Source organism: Spiroplasma chinense, from assembly GCF_008086545.1.
Lineage (GTDB): Bacteria > Bacillota_I > Bacilli_A > Mycoplasmatales > Mycoplasmataceae > Spiroplasma_A > Spiroplasma_A chinense.
In genome coordinates this window covers 784,070-805,736 of sequence record NZ_CP043026.1, presented here as the reverse complement: position 1 = coordinate 805,736, position 21,667 = coordinate 784,070, and the positions used below count along the sequence as shown (strand labels likewise).

Annotated in this window: 17 protein-coding genes and 1 pseudogene; 16 read left to right on the top strand and 2 right to left on the bottom strand. The window is 25.3% G+C overall.

Annotated elements, in window-relative coordinates; genetic code table 4:
- The first annotated feature begins 246 nt into the window (after positions 1-246).
- Positions 247-939: a lipoprotein gene (locus SCHIN_RS03660; RefSeq protein ID WP_166508285.1), complete on the top strand. Its 693-nt coding sequence runs from the start codon at positions 247-249 to the stop codon at positions 937-939.
- A 108-nt stretch (positions 940-1,047) separates the two neighbouring features.
- Here SCHIN_RS03660 and SCHIN_RS03655 read toward each other — a convergent pair whose 3' ends face one another.
- The gene (locus SCHIN_RS03655) at positions 1,048-1,449 is read right to left on the bottom strand and encodes a hypothetical protein (RefSeq protein WP_166508284.1); all 402 of its coding nucleotides are present in this window, start codon (positions 1,447-1,449) and stop codon (positions 1,048-1,050) included.
- A 250-nt stretch (positions 1,450-1,699) separates the two neighbouring features.
- Between SCHIN_RS03655 and SCHIN_RS03650 the strand changes: the two genes are divergently transcribed.
- The 14 genes and pseudogenes from SCHIN_RS03650 to SCHIN_RS03585 all read left to right on the top strand — a co-directional run bounded on the left by SCHIN_RS03650 (position 1,700) and on the right by SCHIN_RS03585 (position 20,238).
- Positions 1,700-2,773, top strand: coding sequence for a hypothetical protein (locus tag SCHIN_RS03650; RefSeq protein WP_166508283.1), 1,074 nt, complete (start codon positions 1,700-1,702; stop codon positions 2,771-2,773).
- A 127-nt stretch (positions 2,774-2,900) separates the two neighbouring features.
- Positions 2,901-5,795 (top strand): cation-translocating P-type ATPase, encoded by a 2,895-nt coding sequence (locus tag SCHIN_RS03645; protein ID WP_166508791.1) that lies wholly within the window; start codon positions 2,901-2,903, stop codon positions 5,793-5,795.
- 112 nt (positions 5,796-5,907) lie between these two features.
- A pseudogene (locus SCHIN_RS03640) lies at positions 5,908-6,916 on the top strand (NADP-dependent oxidoreductase).
- A 14-nt stretch (positions 6,917-6,930) separates the two neighbouring features.
- Positions 6,931-7,602, top strand: coding sequence for a type 1 glutamine amidotransferase domain-containing protein (locus SCHIN_RS03635; RefSeq protein ID WP_166508282.1), 672 nt, complete (start codon positions 6,931-6,933; stop codon positions 7,600-7,602).
- Positions 7,603-8,187: 585 nt separating this feature from the next.
- Positions 8,188-8,556 (top strand): hypothetical protein, encoded by a 369-nt coding sequence (locus tag SCHIN_RS03630; RefSeq protein WP_166508281.1) that lies wholly within the window; start codon positions 8,188-8,190, stop codon positions 8,554-8,556.
- A 71-nt stretch (positions 8,557-8,627) separates the two neighbouring features.
- The gene (locus SCHIN_RS03625) at positions 8,628-9,482 is read left to right on the top strand and encodes a hypothetical protein (RefSeq protein ID WP_166508280.1); all 855 of its coding nucleotides are present in this window, start codon (positions 8,628-8,630) and stop codon (positions 9,480-9,482) included.
- Positions 9,483-9,582: 100 nt separating this feature from the next.
- Entirely contained in the window at positions 9,583-10,419 is an 837-nt protein-coding gene (locus SCHIN_RS03620; protein WP_166508279.1) for a hypothetical protein, read from the top strand.
- A gap of 388 nt (positions 10,420-10,807) precedes the next feature.
- Positions 10,808-13,453, top strand: coding sequence for a valine--tRNA ligase (locus tag SCHIN_RS03615; protein WP_166508278.1), 2,646 nt, complete (start codon positions 10,808-10,810; stop codon positions 13,451-13,453).
- Positions 13,453-13,959: a GNAT family N-acetyltransferase gene (locus SCHIN_RS03610; protein WP_166508277.1), complete on the top strand. Its 507-nt coding sequence runs from the start codon at positions 13,453-13,455 to the stop codon at positions 13,957-13,959. Before SCHIN_RS03615 ends, SCHIN_RS03610 begins: the two co-directional genes overlap by 1 nt.
- 152 nt (positions 13,960-14,111) lie before the next feature.
- Entirely contained in the window at positions 14,112-14,879 is a 768-nt protein-coding gene (locus tag SCHIN_RS03605; RefSeq protein WP_166508276.1) for a hypothetical protein, read from the top strand.
- Positions 14,880-15,144: 265 nt separating this feature from the next.
- Positions 15,145-15,876, top strand: a complete 732-nt coding sequence (locus SCHIN_RS03600) for an ABC transporter ATP-binding protein (protein ID WP_166508275.1) — start codon at positions 15,145-15,147, stop codon at positions 15,874-15,876.
- Positions 15,869-17,602, top strand: coding sequence for a hypothetical protein (locus SCHIN_RS03595; protein WP_166508274.1), 1,734 nt, complete (start codon positions 15,869-15,871; stop codon positions 17,600-17,602). Before SCHIN_RS03600 ends, SCHIN_RS03595 begins: the two co-directional genes overlap by 8 nt.
- A gap of 79 nt (positions 17,603-17,681) precedes the next feature.
- Positions 17,682-18,212 (top strand): hypothetical protein, encoded by a 531-nt coding sequence (locus SCHIN_RS03590; protein ID WP_166508273.1) that lies wholly within the window; start codon positions 17,682-17,684, stop codon positions 18,210-18,212.
- A gap of 295 nt (positions 18,213-18,507) precedes the next feature.
- Positions 18,508-20,238: a ComEC/Rec2 family competence protein gene (locus SCHIN_RS03585; protein ID WP_166508272.1), complete on the top strand. Its 1,731-nt coding sequence runs from the start codon at positions 18,508-18,510 to the stop codon at positions 20,236-20,238.
- A gap of 17 nt (positions 20,239-20,255) precedes the next feature.
- Here the strand turns inward: SCHIN_RS03585 and rpsT are convergent, their stop codons facing one another.
- Complete coding sequence (rpsT, locus tag SCHIN_RS03580) at positions 20,256-20,498, bottom strand: 30S ribosomal protein S20 (protein WP_166508271.1); 243 nt, start codon at positions 20,496-20,498, stop codon at positions 20,256-20,258.
- 203 nt (positions 20,499-20,701) lie between these two features.
- On the opposite strand from rpsT, the gene holA reads away from it, so the two are divergent.
- Positions 20,702-21,655: a DNA polymerase III subunit delta gene (gene holA / locus SCHIN_RS03575; RefSeq protein WP_166508270.1), complete on the top strand. Its 954-nt coding sequence runs from the start codon at positions 20,702-20,704 to the stop codon at positions 21,653-21,655.
- The last annotated feature ends 12 nt before the right edge of the window (positions 21,656-21,667 follow it).

Genomic DNA, 21,667 nt, shown 5'->3' with positions numbered 1-21,667 from the left:
TTTAATCAATAAAGGTTAGAAAAAAATCACTATAAAACACACGTTTTATGCCTAAAATGTGTGTTTTTTTGACATTTTTTTTAAAAAAAATAAAAAGTTTAAAATTCTTTTCCGAGGTAGTGTTTATGGGGTATTAGACACACTCAAAAGTTGAAAATGAATGCTTATTAGGTATAATTAAAGAGTGATTGTCGGGAAGATAATTCACAAAAATTAAAGATTATTTTAGGAAAGGTAAACAAAAATATGAAAAAACTATTAGGAATTTTAGGAGCAATGGGATTAGTTGCTTCAACAGGTAGTGTAGTAGTTGCTTGTGGAGGAGATAAAGACACCACTAAAGCAACAAAAATTAGTATCAACGCTGCAGGAGATGCACAAGAAAGTGAAGTAACAATTTCAGCTTTCGTTGAAGGAAAAACTACAGGTGAAGCATCATCTTCATCAACAACTTCAATTTTAAATGTAACTTCACCAACATTCTCAAAAGATGTTTTAAAAGGTAATGTTAAATTTGAATTAAAAGATAAAGATGCTGTTAGAGCAGCTGAAGTTAAAGAAACAATTACTTTCAAATATAACGACGCAGTAGTTGCTACTTTTGAAGTAACAGTTGCAAAATCTGCAACAACTCCAGCTCCAGAAGCTAAAAAAGATTTAGCAACAATCACAGGAGATGACTTAGTGTTAGCTGCTGGTGATATGGATGAAGCTGCTGCAAAAGCTGCTGCAATTGCAAAAATTAATGCAAAATTAGAAATCACTGTAGTTGAAACAACTGATGTTACTTTTGACGGATTCGTTAAAGCAGAAGCTGCTGTTGATGCATCAGAAGGAGTAGAAGCAAAACCTGAAGTAAAAGGAACTATCGTTGTTAAAGCTGTTGAAGCTAGCACATTAGTTTCAGGTACTGTAACATTTACTTGATCAATTGCTTAATTATATTCAAATATAATTATTCAAAACTAAAAATACTTACTTTCGAGTAAGTATTTTTTTGTCTAAATTTGCAATAAAAAAAGTCGTTTTAAACGACTGTATTAAATACTAGTGGATATGTTGTAAAACATAAGCCAAGATCTTTTGGTCTACATTTCCTGTTAAAAAGTAACCATTTAAAGCTCTTAATATTTCTGTTTGACATATTTCATCCATCATTAATTGTTTTACACCCTCATCATGAGTTCTTGTAAAGTTGTTTATTTGATTTTTCATGCTTCCTTTTTCAATATCTGAAGCAACTTTTGTAGCTATAAGAGTTACATTTATATCTTCGTTATCTGGAAATATTTCAATTGCTCTTCAAAAAGCAATTAATGCTTTATTTGTAAGAGAATTGAATTTTTTATCTGAAGCTTGATTATTAGTTTGTACTAATAATTCTTTTGCAAGTGCTGTTACTTGGTCTTTGAATGTGTTTATAACTATTTCTATTTGTGTTTTTAGCATAATAAAATCTCCTATAAGAATATTTAACTCTTTTTATAATAAAAAAACTAGTGTTTTTTACATAAAAATACAAATTTGAAAATAATTTTTAGAAAATATTTTGACAATGTTATTTATTTTAGAATTTATTGCATTTTATTAGAAAAGTAATATTATTAATATGTAACTGTGTTACATATTAATAATTACAAATATGTATTAATTATTGTTTATCAACTTATAATTATTTAATTCATTTGGAGGGAATAAAATGAAAAAAATATTATGTTTATTAACAAGTATTAACTTCAGTTTCTTTACAACATCAACTTTAATTTCTTGTCAAACAATGGAAGTAAGTAAAATAAATGATGACTATTATAAATTATATGAACATATTTCAAAAGGATTAGAATCTATTAATGATTTTCAAAATGATAAAGAAGTTCTGAGTAAATTTGAACAACTTAAAAATGATTATGATCCTAAAATAAATGTATATGATGATAAAAGTGATTATAATGTTTTAAAAGAAGATGATCTTTTTATAAGTTTTAATTTAAGTAAAAACTTTGAAAAAATTAATAAAAAGAAAGCTCATATTAGTATTAAAATTACAAAATTGGTAAATAATGTTTATGTATGAGATGAATCTTTTATGTTGAATGAAGATATAACAATTAATTTTAATCTAAGTTCTTTTGATTTAATTGCAAATAGTGTTAATTTAAATGATGGGATTTTAACTTTAAAAAACACAATAGATCCAATACACCTAAAAGTATCTGGATATAAAAACTTAGCTAATTTAAAGTTTTTATATCAAGATAGTGGTGGATATGAAATATCAGATTTAATTGATGGTGAAAAAGAACTTTATGAACTAGACATTAAAGAAAAAGATGATGAAATAGTATTTTTAGGAAAAAATAATTTAGTTTTTACTCAACTGAGAAAAATAACAATTATTGAAGAAACAGAAAATTATATAGGTTGAGTTGAAATACTTATAAATATGGAATATAAAACTGAATATATGTTAAGTCATAAATTAGTAGAAGAATTAAGTGAAAATGCCAAGGAAATTGGTATAAGTAATAATCCTAAGAAAAAATTTGAAATAAAAGGAAAGGGTAATGCAAGTATTTTATTTTCAGGTTTAAAAGAAGATGAATTTGTTATTGAAAATATTAAAAGTAATTACATAAGACCTGAATGAGTTACAGAAACAGAATTTAGATTAAACTTTGAATTTAATGATGATTCAGCACATTTTATAAAAAAACTTGTAATATTACCAAAGAATTTAGCTTATAGAGCTTTAGTGATAACTGTTACTAATTAATTTTTATTACAACAATATTTGTAAATTGCAACTATATTGTTGTAATTTTTTTGTATTTTTATAAAAAAGACAACTTATATTTGATATAATTTTTCTATAAAAATAGGAAAAGGAAATGACTAAGAACATGGACGAATATTTGTCGAAAAACGAAAAAGAACTTGAATCTAGTCTGGAAACAAACCTTGAAGAAGGTTTGACGACCGAACAGGTTGAAGAACACAGACAAAAATATGGGAAAAATGAATTACCTCAAGGTAAAGTAACACCTTGATATATTATATTTTTAAAAACTTTAATAGAACCAATTCAAATTATTTTGATGGTAGCTGCTGTAATTAGTGTAATTGCACCAATGATCACAAACAATTGACAGGTTCACCTAGAAGAATTTATTGACTTTATAGTTATTATGACTATTGTGTTAATTGACTCAATTCTTGAAACCGTACAAACTATGAAAGCACGTAAATCAATGGATGCTTTAAAAAGTTTGTCAAAACCAAAAGCTGTTGTTATTAGAAATGATATGCAACAAGAAATAGATGCATCAGAACTTGTAGTTGGAGATGTAGTTGTTTTAGAAGCTGGAAAATATGTTCCAGCAGAACTTAGAATCATTGAAGCAAGCGATTTAATGATTGATGAATCAATTTTAACTGGAGAATCTGTTCCAGTTGAAAAAACTGATGAACCATTAACTAAACAAACAACTATTTTAGCGGAAATGAAAAACGTTGCATTTATGTCTACTTTCACAACTGGTGGACGTGCAATTGGTGTTGTTATTAAAACAGGTGTTGACACAGAAATTGGGAAAATTGCAACTTCAATTAATGAAAACGACGAGGAAAGTACTCCTTTAGAGAAAAAAATGGCTAAATTTACAATGCAAATTGCATTGCTAAGTTTTGCAATTGGTATTTTAATCTTTGTTACTTTATTCTTCTCGGGGAATAAAGGTGCTTGAGCAAACTACTTAATGGTTGCAATTACTTTAGCGATTGGGGTAATTCCTGAATGTTTAGCTGCAATTATTTCAATTACATTAAGCTTTAGTACAAAAAGAATGGCTAAAGAAAATGTTATTGTCAAAAAACTTCAAGCAGTTGAAACTCTTGGTAGTGTAAATGTTATTTGTACTGATAAAACTGGAACTTTAACTCAAAATAAAATGACAGTTAAAAAAATGATTATGGACAATAGCATTTTAGAATCAAAAGCATATGCAAAAGAGAAAAATGACAAACATATGGACTTATTCTTAAAATCTCTTGTTCTATGTAACGACTCAGTTACAGAAGGGTCTGAAAGAATTGGAGATCCTACAGAACTTGCTCTTGTGGATTATGCAGAAATTATTGGTTATGACGAGCAAGATGCTCGTGACAAGTGAGAAAGAATTGATGAAATTCCTTTTGATAGTGAAAGAAAAATGATGACAACAGTTCATGAAATTAACGGAGTCAACACTACTTTTACAAAAGGTGCAATCGATAACTTACTTGAATGTTGTTCAAAAATCATGATTGACAACGTTGAAAGACCAATTACAGATGAAGACAAAAAACAATTATTAGCAATTTCTGAAAGTTTATCAGAAAATGCTCTTAGAGTATTGGCTTTTGCTTATAATACAAATTATGATAAAGAAAAAGATAAAGATGACTTAGAACACGACTTAACATTCCTTGGTGGTGTTGCTATGATTGACCCAGTTAGAGATAGTGCAGTGAGTGCTGTAAAAAGTGCACATGATGCCGGTGTAAAAGTTGTTATGATTACTGGAGATCACGCTGTAACTGCTCTTGCAATTGCAAAAGATCTTGATTTAGCACATGATGCAAGTGAAGTTATGAGTTCAGAAAAGCTTGATGCTATGAATGATGACGAACTATTTGCAATTATCGAGCAAATAAAAGTATTTGCTCGTGTTAACCCAGAACATAAAGTTAGAATTGTAGAAGCTCTTCAAAAATCTGGAAACATTGTAAGTATGACAGGGGATGGAGTAAATGATGCCCCTTCACTTGCAAAAGCAGATATTGGGGTTGCTATGGGAATTACTGGAACTGATGTTGCAAAACAAGCAGCTGATGTAATTCTTACAGATGATAACTTTGAAACAATCATTAAAGGTGTAAATGAAGGAAGAAACGTTTACCAAAAAATTAAAAGAGCTATAGTATTTATTCTTGGAGTAAATATGGCAAACGTAATTTCAATCTTTATTCTTTCTACAATTAACACAGTTTCACCAGTTGAAGCTACAAACATCTTATGAATGAACTTAATTGTTGAATCAATTATTGCTCTTTCAATGGGAATGGGAGCAAATGACGAAACTTTAATGAAGGTAAAACCTATTAAAGGTAAAAATTCATTATTTAGAGGAATTTGATTCTCAATGATAAAAATTATAATCTTTACAACTGGTGCTACCATTGGAGCTTACTACTTTGGAATGAGTTTTGTTGATAAACAATTCTTAGAAAAAGTTGTTGGTCAAGAAAAAGCAGAACTTGGTTGATGAAAATTATTAAAAAGGCATGATCCAAATATAACAATGGAACAAAAAATTGAAATTGGTGATTATGGTAGAACAACTATGTTTATGGCAATAACTTGTGCTCCATGTTTCTATTCAAACTTAATTAAACTTTCACATTGAAAAACTTCTAAAAAATTACACCTTGTTGTAAATAAACCTTTATGAATTTCTTCAATGGGAGCTTTCTTCTTAAATATGATAGTGTTATTTATTCCTGGGTTAAATGATAAAATATTAAATTTAATTTCTGTTGAACAATATGCAGAACACTGATACCTAGTGCCAGTTGTATTTGCAATTGCATTAACTCCAACTGTTGCAATATTATTATTAGATGGAATTGTTTTTGTTGGATATCATTATTTTCCAGAACCAAGAAGAAGAAATAAAATTATTTTAGAACAACTTATCAAACATGATGAAAAAATTAAAAAAGCAAATAGAAAACCAAGAAATATTGAAGAAGATTAAAACGTGTTAAAACACGTTTTTTTTTTTTTTTTTGCCTCAAAACAAAAACTAATTTATAATTTAAAAAGCATATATAATGTATGCTTTTTAAATTATAAAAAGGAGAAAAATTTTGAAGGCTATAGTAATAAAAAAATATACAAAAAAACCAGTAAGTATTTCTGAAATTCAAACACCAAGTATTGGAGATAATGAAGTTTTGGTAGAAATTATGGCAGCAAGTTTAAATCCAATTGATAGCAAAATTAAAACAGGATCTCTTAAAATAGTTTTTAAGTATAAAATGCCTTTAATTCTTGGAAATGATTTTTCAGGAGTTGTTAAAGAGGTAGGAAAAAAAGTAGTTAACTTTAAAGTTGGTGATGAAGTTTATGGAAGACCTTCAAAATCTAAAATAGGTACTTTTGCTGAATATCTAGCCATTGATGAAAACGAACTTGCTTTAAAGCCAAAAAACTTAACATTTGAACAAGCTGCAAGTTTGCGCTTATAGGTTTAACAAGTTATCAAGCAATGGTTGATGTTTTAAATTAAATAAGGGTGACAAAGTTTTAATTAATCCAGGAACTGGAGGGGTAGGTACTTTTGCGATTCAACTGGCAAAAGTGCTTGGATTTTATGTAGCAACAACTGCTAGTGATAAAGGATATGAACTTGTAAAAAGTTTGGGCGCTGACAAAATCATCAATTATAAAGAACAAAATTTTTGAGAAGTTTTAAAAGATTATGATGGAGTTTTTGATATGATGGGAACCCAACATGTATTAAAATCTTTTAATATCGTAAAACCAAACAAAAATATTGTCTCAATAACTGCATTGCCAAACAAAAAATTTGCAAAACAATATAAAGATTTATACGGTTTTAGTAAATTTAAATGTTGAATTTTTTCAAAAGTTGGTAAAAAATTTGATAAATTAGAGAAAAAAACAAACGTAACTTATACACAATTAATTATGGGTCCAAGTAAAGAACAACTTGATATAATAACAAAGTTTGTTGAAGAAGGAAAAATAAAACCAGTTATTGACAAGATTTTTGACTTTAAGGATGCAAATAAAGCTTTTGAATACCTAGAATCAGGTAGGGCAAAAGGGAAAATAGTTTTAAAAATAAAGTAGAGAGAAGGTTATTTATGAAAATACTAATGATAATGACAAATGTAAATACTTATGGAAATTTTAAAGAAGCTACAGGACTTTGATTGGGAGAAGCAACTGAATTTATCCAATATTTAGATAAAGATAGATTTACTATTGATTATGCCTCACCAAATGGTGGAAAAGTATATTTGGATCCAAGAAGTGTGAAAATGGCTAATAAAAAATCACTTGAAATTTTAAAAAATGATATAGACTTTATTAATGGCTTAGAAAATTCTAAAAAAATTAGCGAAGTTGATTTTAAAGACTATGAAGCAATTTATTTCACTGGTGGACACGGTGTTATGTGAGATTTTTTTGAAAACAAAGATATTGCAAAACTTGTTATTAATATGATAGAAAATAATAAATATGTTTTAAGTGTTTGTCATGGAATTGCAGGTCTTTTAAATATTAAATATAAAGATAAGTATATAATTACAGGAAAAAAAATTACAGGTTTTACAACTAGTGAAGAAATATTAAGTGGTAAAAAGAAAAAAGTGCCATTCTTTAATCAAAAAATTGCTAAAGAAAATGGAGCTAAATTTAAAAAGAAAAGATTCTTTAAATCTAATGTAGTGGTGGATGAAAACTTTATAACAGGTCAAAATCCATTTTCAACAGTAGCTTTGGCTAAAAAAGTAAATGAAATTTTAAAATAATGTAGGATTTAGTGTGTATATTACGTTTTTTATAAAAACAAATATGTAAAGTTTAGGTAATAATATTTTATTCAAACAAACAATTATGATTCAAGTATTTTGGATTTATTGGAATGAAAATAGGCTAAAATCTAACTAGAAAAAGAAAATTATCTCATTTTTGAGTTTTTCTTAAATTTTTAAATTCAATCACAAGAAGAAGAAATTGAATTAACTCAAGATATTTAAAAAATATGATACTATATAACTAGTTAAGAAATTAACTAAGTCTGAAGCGGCTTCTGTCGTAGTTGGTTGAGGATACGGTCCAAAAACTGGCGAAATTAAGAGATTTATTTCTCTTTTTTTATTTTTTTTGTATAAGCAATAAAAAAATAAAATTATATGGTATTATTAATTTAACCAAGCATTTGGGGAGGTATAAAGCGGCTTCTGTCGTAGTCAGTCGAAGAATACGTTCAAGACAAGGCGAAATTAAGAGATTTATTTCTCTTTTTTTTACCTTTTTTGTATACATTGTTCAATAAAAAAGGATTTTATTACAAAAAAGTATGTGCTATAATAATTTAAATAGGAGACAATGATATGCAAGATAAAGTAAAATCTATTAAACAGTCTGTTTTCAAAATACTGGTTACATCAATAATTTTATTTTTATTTTTATTTGTAATCACAGTTATTTTGGCGTTAGTTGTTGAATCTAATTGAAGAGGATTATGAATTGGTCTTGTTTTTCTAGCTGCTGCTTTCGACTTAATGTTTTTATTATCAATAATATGTGGAGCTATATTCTTAAGAGCTAATAAAAAAATTGATGATGTAGAGAAATTTAAAGCTAAAAGAGCTTTAGATGTTGGAATGTTCTATTTTGTAGTTTCAAACAAAATAGACAGACTAATAAATGTAAATGAAAAAATTAACACACCTAAAAATGGAAATCATAATGTTGTGTAAAAAAATATCTGAAAAGATATTTTTTTGTATTACAATAATTTTGTTAAATATTATAGATTAGGAGTAGAAATATGGATACCAAGACTTTAAAGAGTCAGAAAAAATTTATCAGTAAGTTATTAGTCTTTAACCCAGCAAAATTTGCATACTTTGTTTTAGACCAATTATTATTACTTACTACTTTAGTGTTATTTTTTGTAGAGTTAAAAAAAGATCAAAAGTGAATGACCTATACAATTTTAGCTGGTACTGGTTATTTAGTATTTAAGTTTGTTATAACAAACTGATTTAAAATAAATACATATTATAAATATGTTAAGGTCTTTAATCATTCTTTAAAAGTTGATAACAATAAAATTAAGTTTCAAAGGTTTATAGATTACACACCAATTCGCTATATTGTGTGAACTGTAGCTTCTAACCTTGCAACAACAGTGCTTGTACAATACGAAACTAATTTTTTAATGGACCAATCAAATTTACTAAAAGCAACAGTTACTGTTGGGATGAATATGCTTTTAATTCCATCATTTATTAATGCTTTTAACTCAATTAATCAAAACAATGTAAGTGTTAGTTCAAATTACATAAATTTGGTAAAAGACCAATACTATTCAAATGAAAGTCTATTTGATAACGTATCATTTGCAGATAGACAATTAAATTTAACTTGTGAAAACATAGATTTAACATCTAAAAACGGAATTTTTATTTTGTTAAGCAAAGATGACTTAACAGGAAAAGAATCAAAAGATGTTGCTCAAGTGAATAAAGATATTTTACAGAGATACAAAGAAATTTGAGCTCATTATTATGAGCTTTTACAAGCAAAAGCAAATAACAAAAAAACTAGAATTCAAGGAAATATGATGTTAAATTATGAAAGAATTTATGATCATGTATTTTTAGATTTCTTCAATTTATAGGATGTTCCCACTATATAACTAATAAGTGTTATATAGTGGGATTTTTTCTTGCTTTTTTCCCAAAAAAGTATAAACTTATTTGTGAAGTGGGTAAATTGACATGAAAACATTTAAAACTGGAATTAAAAAAGTCAAAGAAGAAGTCTACAAAAATGCAACTTTTATAATATTGGTTGCAATTTTTGTAATTTTACCTTTATTTGATTTCAAAATTAGAAGTTTACATAATCGTGAGTTAATGCACTCAATTACTCTTACAAAAATGATTCTTGGTATGGCTATTGTAATATTGTTTGTAATGTTATATTTAACTGAATTATTTGAATTTATGGAACGTTTTGATTTTAAAAATAATCAAAAAGTTTCTTATAAATGTGTTTTAACAAAAGAAAACTCAATTATTTGATTTAAAATGCTTATTTGTCTAACTTGTTTTATGGTTATCAGTTATTATTCAATGGCATCTAGTGAACATGCAAAAAGATATATCAATAATGGAATAATTTTTATAAAACAAGGAGAGCCTATTAGATTTGAATGAGGAGCTCTTGGGTTTTTAATGAAATTTGAACTACTGTATACTAGACAATTATATCTTTCAATGTCTTTCTCAGTTACTGCAGTATTTTTCTTTGTACCTTTAGTTTGCTCAATGTTAGCTATTTTTAGAATAGCTAACCTAAAAACTGAAAATAAAATTATTGAAAATGTACAAAGAAACACAAGAATTAAAGGACAATTGGGTGAAGTTATTATAACTCAAGCAGAAACAAGTGAATTTATAGCAAAACAAGATCAATCTAAAAAAATTCATTTTATTAGATTTGCAAGATTAAATGAAGAAAATAATATTCTTCAAAAAGAAAGAGACTTTTTAATATCTCTAAAAAAAGGAACCACACCTCCAATTTCTAATTTGAATTACTTACAAGTGTAATATCTAAATTAGATACTTTATTTTAAAATTTATATTTATAATTAATATTCAGTTGATAATATTGTCGGGTTTTATTCAAAAAATACCACAATCAACTGTTTTATGTGGTTATTTTTTGAAATGGTTTATACCATTTTTTTTAGTTTTTATTGTATAATTACTTTGTTATATTGTAAGGAGTAAAATATTCAAGACAATTCAGAGAGTTAGTGGTTGGTGTGAACTAATATGCCTTATATTTGAAGGTTGTACAATAATTTTAAAATCTTAATAAATTAAGTGAGCTAATTATTAGCTAATTGGGATGGTACCGCGGATATAATATTCGTTCCTGTTTTGTTTTTTGTTAAAAAAACCAAACAGGATTTTTTATTTGAAAGGAAAAGTTATGAAAAAAGAACTAGAAAAAAAATATTCTCATATTGATGTTGAAAGTAATAAATATGATTTTTGAATGGATAAACAGTATTTTAAAGCTGATATTGACTCAAAAAAACCACCTTATACAATTTTAATACCACCACCAAATGTTACTGGTAAATTGCACTTAGGACATGCTTGAGACTCTTCTATTCAAGATACTTTAATTCGTTACAAAAAACTAAGTGGTTTTGACACTCTTTATTTACCAGGAATGGATCATGCAGGAATTGCAACACAAGTAAAAGTTGAACAAAGACTTAAAGAACAAGGAATTAGTAGATTTGATTTAGGAAGAGAAAAGTTTATTGATAAAGTTTGAGAATGAAAAGAAGAATATGCTCAAACTATTAGAAGTCAATGAAAAAAACTTGGTTTAGGACTTGATTATAGTCGTGAAAAATTTACATATTCTCCACAATTAAATGAGTTAGTTAACTATGTTTTTGTACAAATGTACAATAAAGGTTTAATTTACAAATCAAAAAGAATAGTTAACTGAGACCCAATTCAAAAGACTGCAATTTCAAATATTGAAGTAATTTATAAAGAAACCAAAGGGGGTATGTACCACTTTAAGTACGTTTTAGAGCAAGATAGCCAAAAATTCTTACAAGTTGCTACAACTAGACCCGAAACTATGTTTGGAGATGTTTGTGTGGTTGTAAACCCTAATGACAAGCGTTATACAGACTTTATTGGTAAAAATGTAATAAATCCAGTAAATGGACAAGCAATTCCTGTTATTGCAGATGAATATGTTGAAATTGACTTTGGAACTGGTGCTATGAAATGTACTCCAGCACATGATCCAAACGACTTTATTTTAGGAGAAAAACATAACTTAGAAAAAGTGATTTGTATGAATCCTGATGGAACTTTAAATGAATTGGCAGGAGAATTTGAAGGTTTAGATAGATTTGATGCAAGACAAAAATTAATTGAAAAACTTACAAAACAAGATTTATTTATTAAAAAAGAAGAAATAGAACATCAAGTAGGTTACTCAGAAAGAAGTAATGCTATTGTTGAACCTTATCTTTCAGAACAATGATTTGTTGAAATGAAAGGTTTAGCAAATGAAGTTATTTCATTACAAAATAGTGATGATAAAGTTGATTTTTATCCAAAGAGATTTAATGATGTTTTATTAAAGTGAATGGAAAATATAAATGACTGAACAATTAGTCGTCAATTATGATGAGGACATCAAATTCCAGCTTGATATCATAATCAAACTGGTGAGTTGTATGTAAATACAACTCCACCAGAAGATATTGAAAACTGAACTCAAGATCCAGATGTTTTAGATACATGATTTTCTTCAGGTCTATGACCTTTTGCAACATTAGATTGAAGTGCAAATAACAATTCACAATTATTTAATCGTTACTTTCCAACTTCAACTTTAGTAACAGGTTATGACATAATTTTCTTTTGAGTTGCAAGAATGATTTTTCAAACATTAGACTTTACAGGTAAAAAACCATTTGATGATGTTTTAATTCATGGATTAATTCGTGATGCTGAAGGAAGAAAAATGTCTAAATCACTTGGTAATGGAGTTGATCCTATGGATGTGGTTGAAGAATTTGGAGCTGACTCATTACGTTACTTCTTATTGACAAATTCTTCACCAGGACAAGACTTAAGATATAGTGAAGAGAAACTTCGTTCAAGTTGAAACTTTATAAATAAAATTTGAAATGCTTCAAGATTTGTAATGATGAACTTGGATGAAATTTCAGATTACTCTGTTGTAGAAAAATTAATTAGCTCAGTTGATAAAAATTCTAATACAAGTGACAAGTGAATTTTAAATAAATTAAAAGAAACTCAAAAAGAATATGTACAAGCAATTGATAAATATGAATTTACAGTTGCAGGTAAAGTTCTTTATAACTTTATTTGAGATGACTACTGTTCTTGATATCTAGAATTAAGTAAAGCTGAATTAAATGGAGATAACATTGAAAGTAAAAATGTTACAAAAGCAGTTTTAGGATTTGTATTAAAAGAAATTTTAATTATGTTACATCCAATGATGCCTTTTGTTACAGAAGAAATTTATCAACAACTTGAATTAAAAGAATCTATCTTATTAGAAAGTTTTGAAATTAGAGAATTTAATTTTGATGTTCAAGGATTTGAAACTTCTGTATTAGAAACTATTTCAAAAATTAGAGAATTTAGAGCAAGTCAAGAAATTAAAAATTCTCAACCACTTTCATTCTTTATAAATACACAAAACTCAATTCACCAAAATGAATTTGAAATTAATTTAAGTGTTATAAATAAATTTGTTAAAGCATTAACAAATTCAACACTTACAAATATTTTAGTTGAAGGAGATGTTACAAGTATTAAAGTAGCAGACTACTTCTTAGAAATTTTAAATTCTGAATTTATCGATTTTGAAAAACAACTTTTAGATTTAGAAAATGAAAAGAAAACTTTAGAAGCAGAAATTTTAAGAAGTGAAAAAATGTTATCTAATCAAAACTTCTTAGCAAAAGCAGATGCAGCAAAAGTTGAACAAGAAAAACAAAAAGCAAGTGATTATAAAATACAATATGATCTTGTTGTAGAAAAAATAGAAAAGATGAAAAAATAATGATAATAGAAACAAAAAGATTAATAATTAGACCTGTTGAATTAACAGATGCACAAGATTTGTATGAATATTGCAAAGATCCTGAAAATACTTATCACCTTGATATGGAACCTCACGAAAATATTGAAAGAACAATTGATGGGATAAAAAATTATTTTCAAGCTTCTCCTGAAGAAAGATTTGGAATAGTTTTAAAAGAAGAAAATAAAATGATAGGTACAATTGACTGTAGAGGTTTTACAGAATCAAGAGAACTTGGTTATGCATTAAATAAAAAATATTGAAACAAAGGAATTATGAGTGAAGCTGTAATTGGAGTTATGGAACACTTTAAAAATAGTTTTGATGTTAAAGAATTTATTATTGTACATGACGTTTTAAATCCTCAATCTGAAAGAATTGCAGATAAGTGTGGATTTAAAAAAGATGAAAAGTATCATAATGAATTTGTAAAAGGTAGAAACAAAAAAATGTGCAGACATACTTATTTAGTAGAGGAAAAATAATTTCTTAATTGAAATTATTTTTTTTTTTTTTTTGCATAAATATTTAATTGACAATTATAGTGATAAGATAAATTTATATAAAAAATACGAAACTATAAATCTAAAAACATTAATTAACACTTTATTTAAAAAAAAGAAAGGAAAATTATGTGATGATAGTTTCTATTTTAATCGCTTTAATATCGCAAATCTTTTTTTGTTCTATGTTGCTTATTTGTAATATAACAGTTTCAAAACATGTAAACTTTGGTATGTTATTTAAAGAGGAACGTAAAACATTTAAAAATAATTTTGCGTTCAATTTCGATGTCATAATTACATTTAATAAATATTCAAAATTTAATGAAATACCTTTTTTCATAAAAGAGAATTGACTAAAAAATTATTTTTATTTTATATTAAGTTTATTAATTTATTTAATTGCAAACATAGTTATATTGGTTTTGGTCCTGCAAAAACAAATTAATAAAGATTACAATTATGGTTTACTTTCAGGATTTTTAGTTTCTTTGGTTATTTATATTGTTATTTATTATAGGAAAACTAATGAGATGAAAAAAATTGGTTTATATAAATTAAAAGAAGCTGAAAACAAGTTCAATGATTTATGTAAAAGTAGAAATAATAAATTTATTAAAATTAATTATATTTATAGTGATGATGCATTTAATTTAAAAAAGAATGAAATTGTTAATTTAGAAAACAATTTTTATAAAGAAATATTAAGAATTAAAGGTACTAAAAATTCTACAAAGAAAATGATCAATCTGTTTATTTTCTATTTACATGTTTTTGGCATTCAATCTAAAATTTTCATTATAAACAAAAAAATTCAGTTAAAAGTGGATGGTCAATCGATTTCCATTGAAGAATATAAGTTACATTTAATTAATAATTTCTTAATCTATGCCAAACTTTAAAGTATTTATGAGTGTTCTTGTATTGATATTTATATAAGAAAAAAATCCAAAAATAATAATATTTTCAAAAAAAATGTTATTATTTATTTAGACGTGGAGAAATTAATTTAAGCATACTGTCATAAATACACTATATTTAAATTTTTAGTTGTATTTTAGAGGTTAAATCACGTTGTTAAATTTTACCAATTACAATTTATAAAAAACTATAATTAGAGATTATTAAACTTGAAAATAAATCAATTTATTAAAGGAGATAAAAATCATGATTAAAGTACAAAATTTATCAAAAACTTATAAAAACTTTTCATTACAAAATGTAAGTTTTGAATTTGAAAAAGAAGACATAATAGCTTTTGTTGGAGATAATGGTTCTGGTAAAACAACAACAATAAAATTAATATTTGATCTTACAAAAAAGAATCAAGGGGAAGTGTTTTTTAATGAACAATCACTTTATGTTAATTCTAATCTTTTAAAAATTGCATTCTTTCCAGATTCAAATAATATTCCGCTAGAGATATCTGTTAAGCAATATATGAAATATATAGCAATAATTGCTCGTTTAAATAAAAAAGAATGCAATGATAGGATGCTTAAAATTCTAGAAGTTTTAAATTTTGAAAAATTTAAAAATACTAAGATTAAAAATCTATCTGCAGGATTAAAAAAGAGAGCTATAATGGCTGGAGTCTTAATGACAAAACCTGAATTTATTATTCTTGATGAACCAACAGCAAACCTTGATGTTGAAAGTAAAATTGAATTTATCAAAATCATTAAAGAATTAAATACGTCTGGTGTTGGAATACTTATAACAAGTCATATTATTGAAGAATTACAAGAAATTGCAAACAAGCTAATAATAATCAAAAATGGAAAAATTATGTATAACGACAAAATTGATAATAAGAAAACTAAAATAATTGATATCTATAATACTTTTAAAGAAAAAGACAAAAGTGATTTGAAAGGAATATCTGATATATATGATTAAAAATGAATTAAATAATATTTTTCAACTAGCTTGAGTTAATTTTAAATTTATTATCAAAAGTATTGTTAATTTAGTTTTTGTTTCAATAGTTTTAATAGTTTGCATAACATTTATTGTTTTATATTCCATGAAAGGTGGAGCAAGTGTATTAGAAACTAAACTGTATAATTGAATTGCTTTTGAAAATACAATTACTTATATTACTTTTGGATGTTTTGTAATAGTGTTATTAACTAAAATGTTCTTTTCAAAAGAATCTATAAACTATCAAGTTATTGAAAAACAATACGGTGTTAAAGTAATGAAGTCTTTTTTTATAAGATACTGTGTAGTTTTACTTTACATGTATACTATAGTTTTGACATATATCTTACTTGAATGTATAACAATTAAAACAATGCAAAATAATAGATTGTCTGTTAATTTGATAGTATTGCCTAAACTTAACTTATTATTGTATGGTTTTGCTTTTTATAGCGTTTCTTTTTTAATTATCTTTGCTGTGAAAGTTAATGTTGGAACTCTTTTAGCTTCTCTCTATTTGATAGTAATGTCTGGGGGAAGTTATGTTTCTGTGATTTCATATAGTGACAATGATTGAGAAAATTTAAATTCAATCAATAGAATTAATTTACAAACTAAGTTAGGACAAAGTTTTTTTGAAAGTTCTAATAGTGATAAATTAAATTTATATGAAAACAAATTTAATTTATTTTATGATCAATTTAGTGATGAAAAATATTTTTTTGATTTTTTTGAAGACAACAGAATTTCAAGTTTTTATGGAATCGGCAATTCTAAAGAGGATGTACAATTTAATTTAAAGTTAGCTTTATATCAAGGGCAAACTTTAAATAGAAAATTGGTTGATAATAGAGAAATTGAATTACTAAGTTTTAGTGAACAGTTTTTAAATTTGTTTAAAACACTGGCCAATGATTTAGAAAGCGTTGATTATAAATCTACACTTTTATGAAATGAGTTACCTTTCTTTTCACAAGCAACTTATACAGATTCGAAAAGAATAGATTTAAATGATGTAATTTTAAAACTTAAAAAAAGTGAGTTTGGTAAACAATACCCAAATGTTTTAAATTATATTAAAAATAATTTTGATATTGTTTTAAATAATTATCAAATTATTGAAACATATTTGGAAGTTTATAAATTCGATTATGAAAATTCTTTGAATCCAAAAGAAGATGTTAAGAATGATTACTTTATTGTAGATAATGATAAAGTAAATGAGTTTTATTTAACACATCCTGAATTTTTAGCAATATCACAAGTGATTAATGTTGGGTTCATGAATTCATTTTCAATTGATGCACTTAATATTTCTTTTAGAATCAACAAAGAAGAATCTGAATCTTTTTCATTAAAGAAATATAATGAAATATTAAAAAAAATTAAGATAAACCAATTTTTAAATTTCTTTAACTTTAATGCATATTTAAATTCAAAGCATTATGATAATATTGAAGCTAGCGCTATGTTATCGGTTGGACAACTTTCATGATTGATAACACCTACACAAACTTTTAATTTTAAAGAACAAGATCTAAATTTCTTAAGACAAATTTCTACAAAAACTTCAGTTTTTAAAAATGAAATAAAAACAAAAAACACAAATATAAATATTTATATTATTTGTATTTTCCTTTTGATAATAATTTCATTTACATCATTGAATGTATTTGTATTTACAAAATTTAATTATAAATAATTTCTTAATTGAAATTATTTTTTTTTTTTTGTACATTTTTTTGAATTACATGACGATAGTTATAGTGAGGAGGAATATTATGAAAAAAATATTTTACATTTTATTATTAGTAATAACTTTAATAGTTGGTGGAATAGTTTTAGTTTTAAAAAACCATAAGCACAGTGGTGAAGTTAAAGTATCACAAAGTTTAGTCTTATTTAAAATTGAATATGACATTGAATTAAAAAATAAAAAATTAATACCAAATGATTTTGAATATTTTGATGAGTTAACTGATGAACAAGATTTGATAAAAAATCAAAAGTTACAATTCATATATAATTTTTTTACTATAAGTGAACATGCAAACTTTGAAACTACAAGAACAATATTTTTAATGCCTAAAGAAGAAATTGAAACAATAAAGTTTGCAAGATCTACTTTAACTAAAGAATTCTTTCTATCAAGAGGTGTAACTGAAACTGCAAGTAATTGGTCTGTTGATATCTTTACAGATTTATCAAAAACATATTCTGAATGTATTAAGGAGCTTAAAAGTCATTATAAAGGCACATATAACTTGAAATTCTTTAATGAAGCTATACCAAGACTTATACGAGCGAATTAATTGATTTGTCTTTTTAGCAGTTTCTATAGTTATTACAATTTGTACCAGAAACATCAAAAGTGTAGGGGTAAGTTGCTCTGTATATGTTCTATTTTTGATGATATTTTTAATGTACTCAAATAAGATAAAATATCTCTCGCTAATTTATGTGATTTTTTTGCTATATTTTTGTATATTCTTTAAATTCGCTCCAGACATTTTAAATAATTACAAATATTTTTATGTATACGAAGTCAAAGACAGTTATGCAATTTTACAAAAAGGTCCTGTTAAGTATTTTATTTGAGTAGGGGAAGTGAAATTAGCGGTAGGGGAAGTGGTTTTGTTGGTAGGGGAAGCTGAAAAGATTAGTGTTAATGGGAACTTTTGAGATTTTAACTTTAATCAGCTTCTGTTAGATAAAAATGTAGTTTTTGAAATTAAAGACTTTGTAATTTCAAAAACAATACCTTTTGACTTAAGGTATTGTTTTTTTAAAATTGCAAATAAAAGTAACGATTTGGTTAAATTAATGATTTTTCAAAATAAAACTCAAGATCAGTTATATAAAAATTTACTTTCAATCAATTTAACCTATCTTTTAAATATTTCAGGTCTTTATTTATATCCTTTGGGCTATTTTGTTCAAAAATATATAGCTAAAAACAATAAAAAATATACAAAGTATAAAATTGTGATTATTTTAATGTTTGGGTTCTATGTTTATTTACTAAGATTTCCCCCAGTTATGTTAAAGGTATTTATATTAATGGCTTTTAAATGATTTGAAAGGAACTATAAATTTAATGTTTCACGATATTCTAAATTATCTATTACATGAATTATTATTTGTTTTATAAATCCTTATTACATTTTTAATGTTGGTTTCATTTATTCTTTAATAGCTATTATATTTTTAAAAAGAATTATTGATAAAAAAACAGTAAATGCAATTCTTTATAACTTGTTGCTAATAAATTTATTGTTTATACCTTTACAGATCTATTTTGATTACAAGATATATTGAATTTCTCAAGTACAAGAAATATTTTTAGTTCCAGTTTTATCTTTAAGTTTTTTTCTTTGTGTATTTTTTTGGATTCCTTTATTTGATCCCATATATAATTTCTTGTATAAAAGTTTATTTGAGATTACAAAAATTTTTGGTGAGTATAATTTCATAACCAATGTTGGTAGTGTAGGTTATATTTATTTGATTGTTTACTACATTTTATTTTTTGTACTATTAAATTTTTTCTTTGTTAAATATTGAAAAAAAATATTTACAATTTTTCTTTTGGTATTTTCAATTACAGGAGGAGTGGTTTCTAATCAAATAAAATTACATCAACCTGTAATTGAAATGTTAAATGTAGGAAATGGAAATTCATTTGTGATGAAGTACAAGGGAAAAATATTTATGTTTGATGCAGGAGTTGGTTTGGGAGCCAACCAAAGTACTGCTGTAAATTATTTAAAATATATTGGTGTTGAAAAAATACAAACTATTTTTATTAGTCACAATCATCAAGATCATTACAATCAAGTTGATGAGTTGAAAGAAACTTTTAAAATAAAAAACATAATTTATAATTATGACGGAATTATAAATTATGAATTTAAAGATATAAAAATAAATATTTTTACAGAAACTTTTAATAGTGATGAAAATGATAACTCCCAAGTTATAGTTTTAAAAATTTTTAATAAGACGATTTTATTTATGGGAGATGCTACAAGTAAACGAGAAGCTAGATTATTAAATGATAAAGAGTTTTTAAAATTAACAAAAGGGCAAGTAGATTTACTTCAAGTTGGCCATCATGGAAGCAAAACTTCTTCAACGAAAGAATTTATTAAAATGATCAAACCTAAAACTTGTTTTGTATCAGGGGAAAAAAGAGGTAAACTTCAATTTCCAAATTCTGAAACTATAGAAACTTTATTAGAAAATGATTGTCAATTGTATTCAACAAGTTCACAAAATAGTTATAGATATAATATAAAAACTTCAAGTACTGTAAAAATAAAAAAAGAGTTCTTTTAGGAACTCATTTGCTATTATTATTTCATTAATCTTGATTTTTCTCTAGCAGCTTTGTTTGCTTTTCAAACACCTTTAGTAACTGATTTATCAATTAAACTAACAGCAGCATTGATTAATTCGCTTTTATCTTTAGCATCTTCTGATTTTGCAGCAGTAGCTTTTTTGATAGCAGTTTTAACTTGACTTCTAAAAGCTTTGTTAGCAAGACGTGATTTTTCATTAGTTAAAATACGTTTTTCTTGTGATTTAATATTTGCCATGTTTTTTACTCCTTTTAACTTCTTTATATATACAAATAGAGTATATAGTAAATTTCTAGTTTTTTTATATTTTTTTCATTTTTTTCACATTTTTTAGTGGAAAAAATGAATCAAAACCTTAATTATTTTATAAGAAAAATCTTAAAAAAACTACAAATTTTTAACAAATTTAAGTGATAATGTATTTATAAAGGTGAGAAAATATGTTTTTTATACATTCAGAAGATAAATTTTTAATAAAAAAACAACTTGATAAACTAATTGGTATGTTAAATAAAGAAAATGAATATGAAGTATATTCTTACTCTTTAATTGAAGACTCAATTAAAGAGATTTATGAAGAAATAAATACATATTCTCTATTTAATTCAAAAAAAATCATCATAATAAGTGATTGTTGATTTGTAAATGAATCTAAAGTTAAGTTACACAAGGATTTTGACAATAGTTTTATTGAGAAAATCTTGGCAAATAACAATGAAGATATTGAAGTTTTTATGACCTTAAACTCTGAAAAGTTTTCAAAAAAACTTAAAATAGCAAAACTGGTAGAGTCAAATACCAAGGTTATGAAGTTAGATAGTCCAAATTATGATCAAAGAAAACAATTGATTTGTAAGAAATTAGAAAAAAACAATATTTCATATGATAATCAAGCTATTGAATTGTTTTTGAACAGTATTGGAAGTGATTTGGGGGTTTTAGACAATGAAATGTCTAAATTAATATCTTTAAATAAGCATATAACTGAAGAATTAATTAAAGAAAATGTTGCTAAATATAGTACTTTTGATGTTTTTGAAATAGCAACCTCTTTTATAACTAATGATTTAAACAAGTTTTTAAAAGGTTGAGAAAGTTATATCGAAACAAATTCAAATACATTCTCTTTTTTAGCCTTGTTATCAAGCCAATTTACAGTTCTTAGAAATGCATTGGTTTTAAAAAGCATGAATTATGCAAATGCACAAATAGCTTCAACTTTAGGACAAAACCCATATAGGGTGCAAAAATTGTTACAAGAAAATAGATTAGATATTAAAGGAATTAATGGTAAAATTAAAGCGTTATATGAATTAGAAAAAAACATTAAAGAAGGGGTTGTTGACTCAAGGATTATTCCTGAGTTTGAGCTAATAAAAATGTTTAGAAAATAATTCATGTTAGTT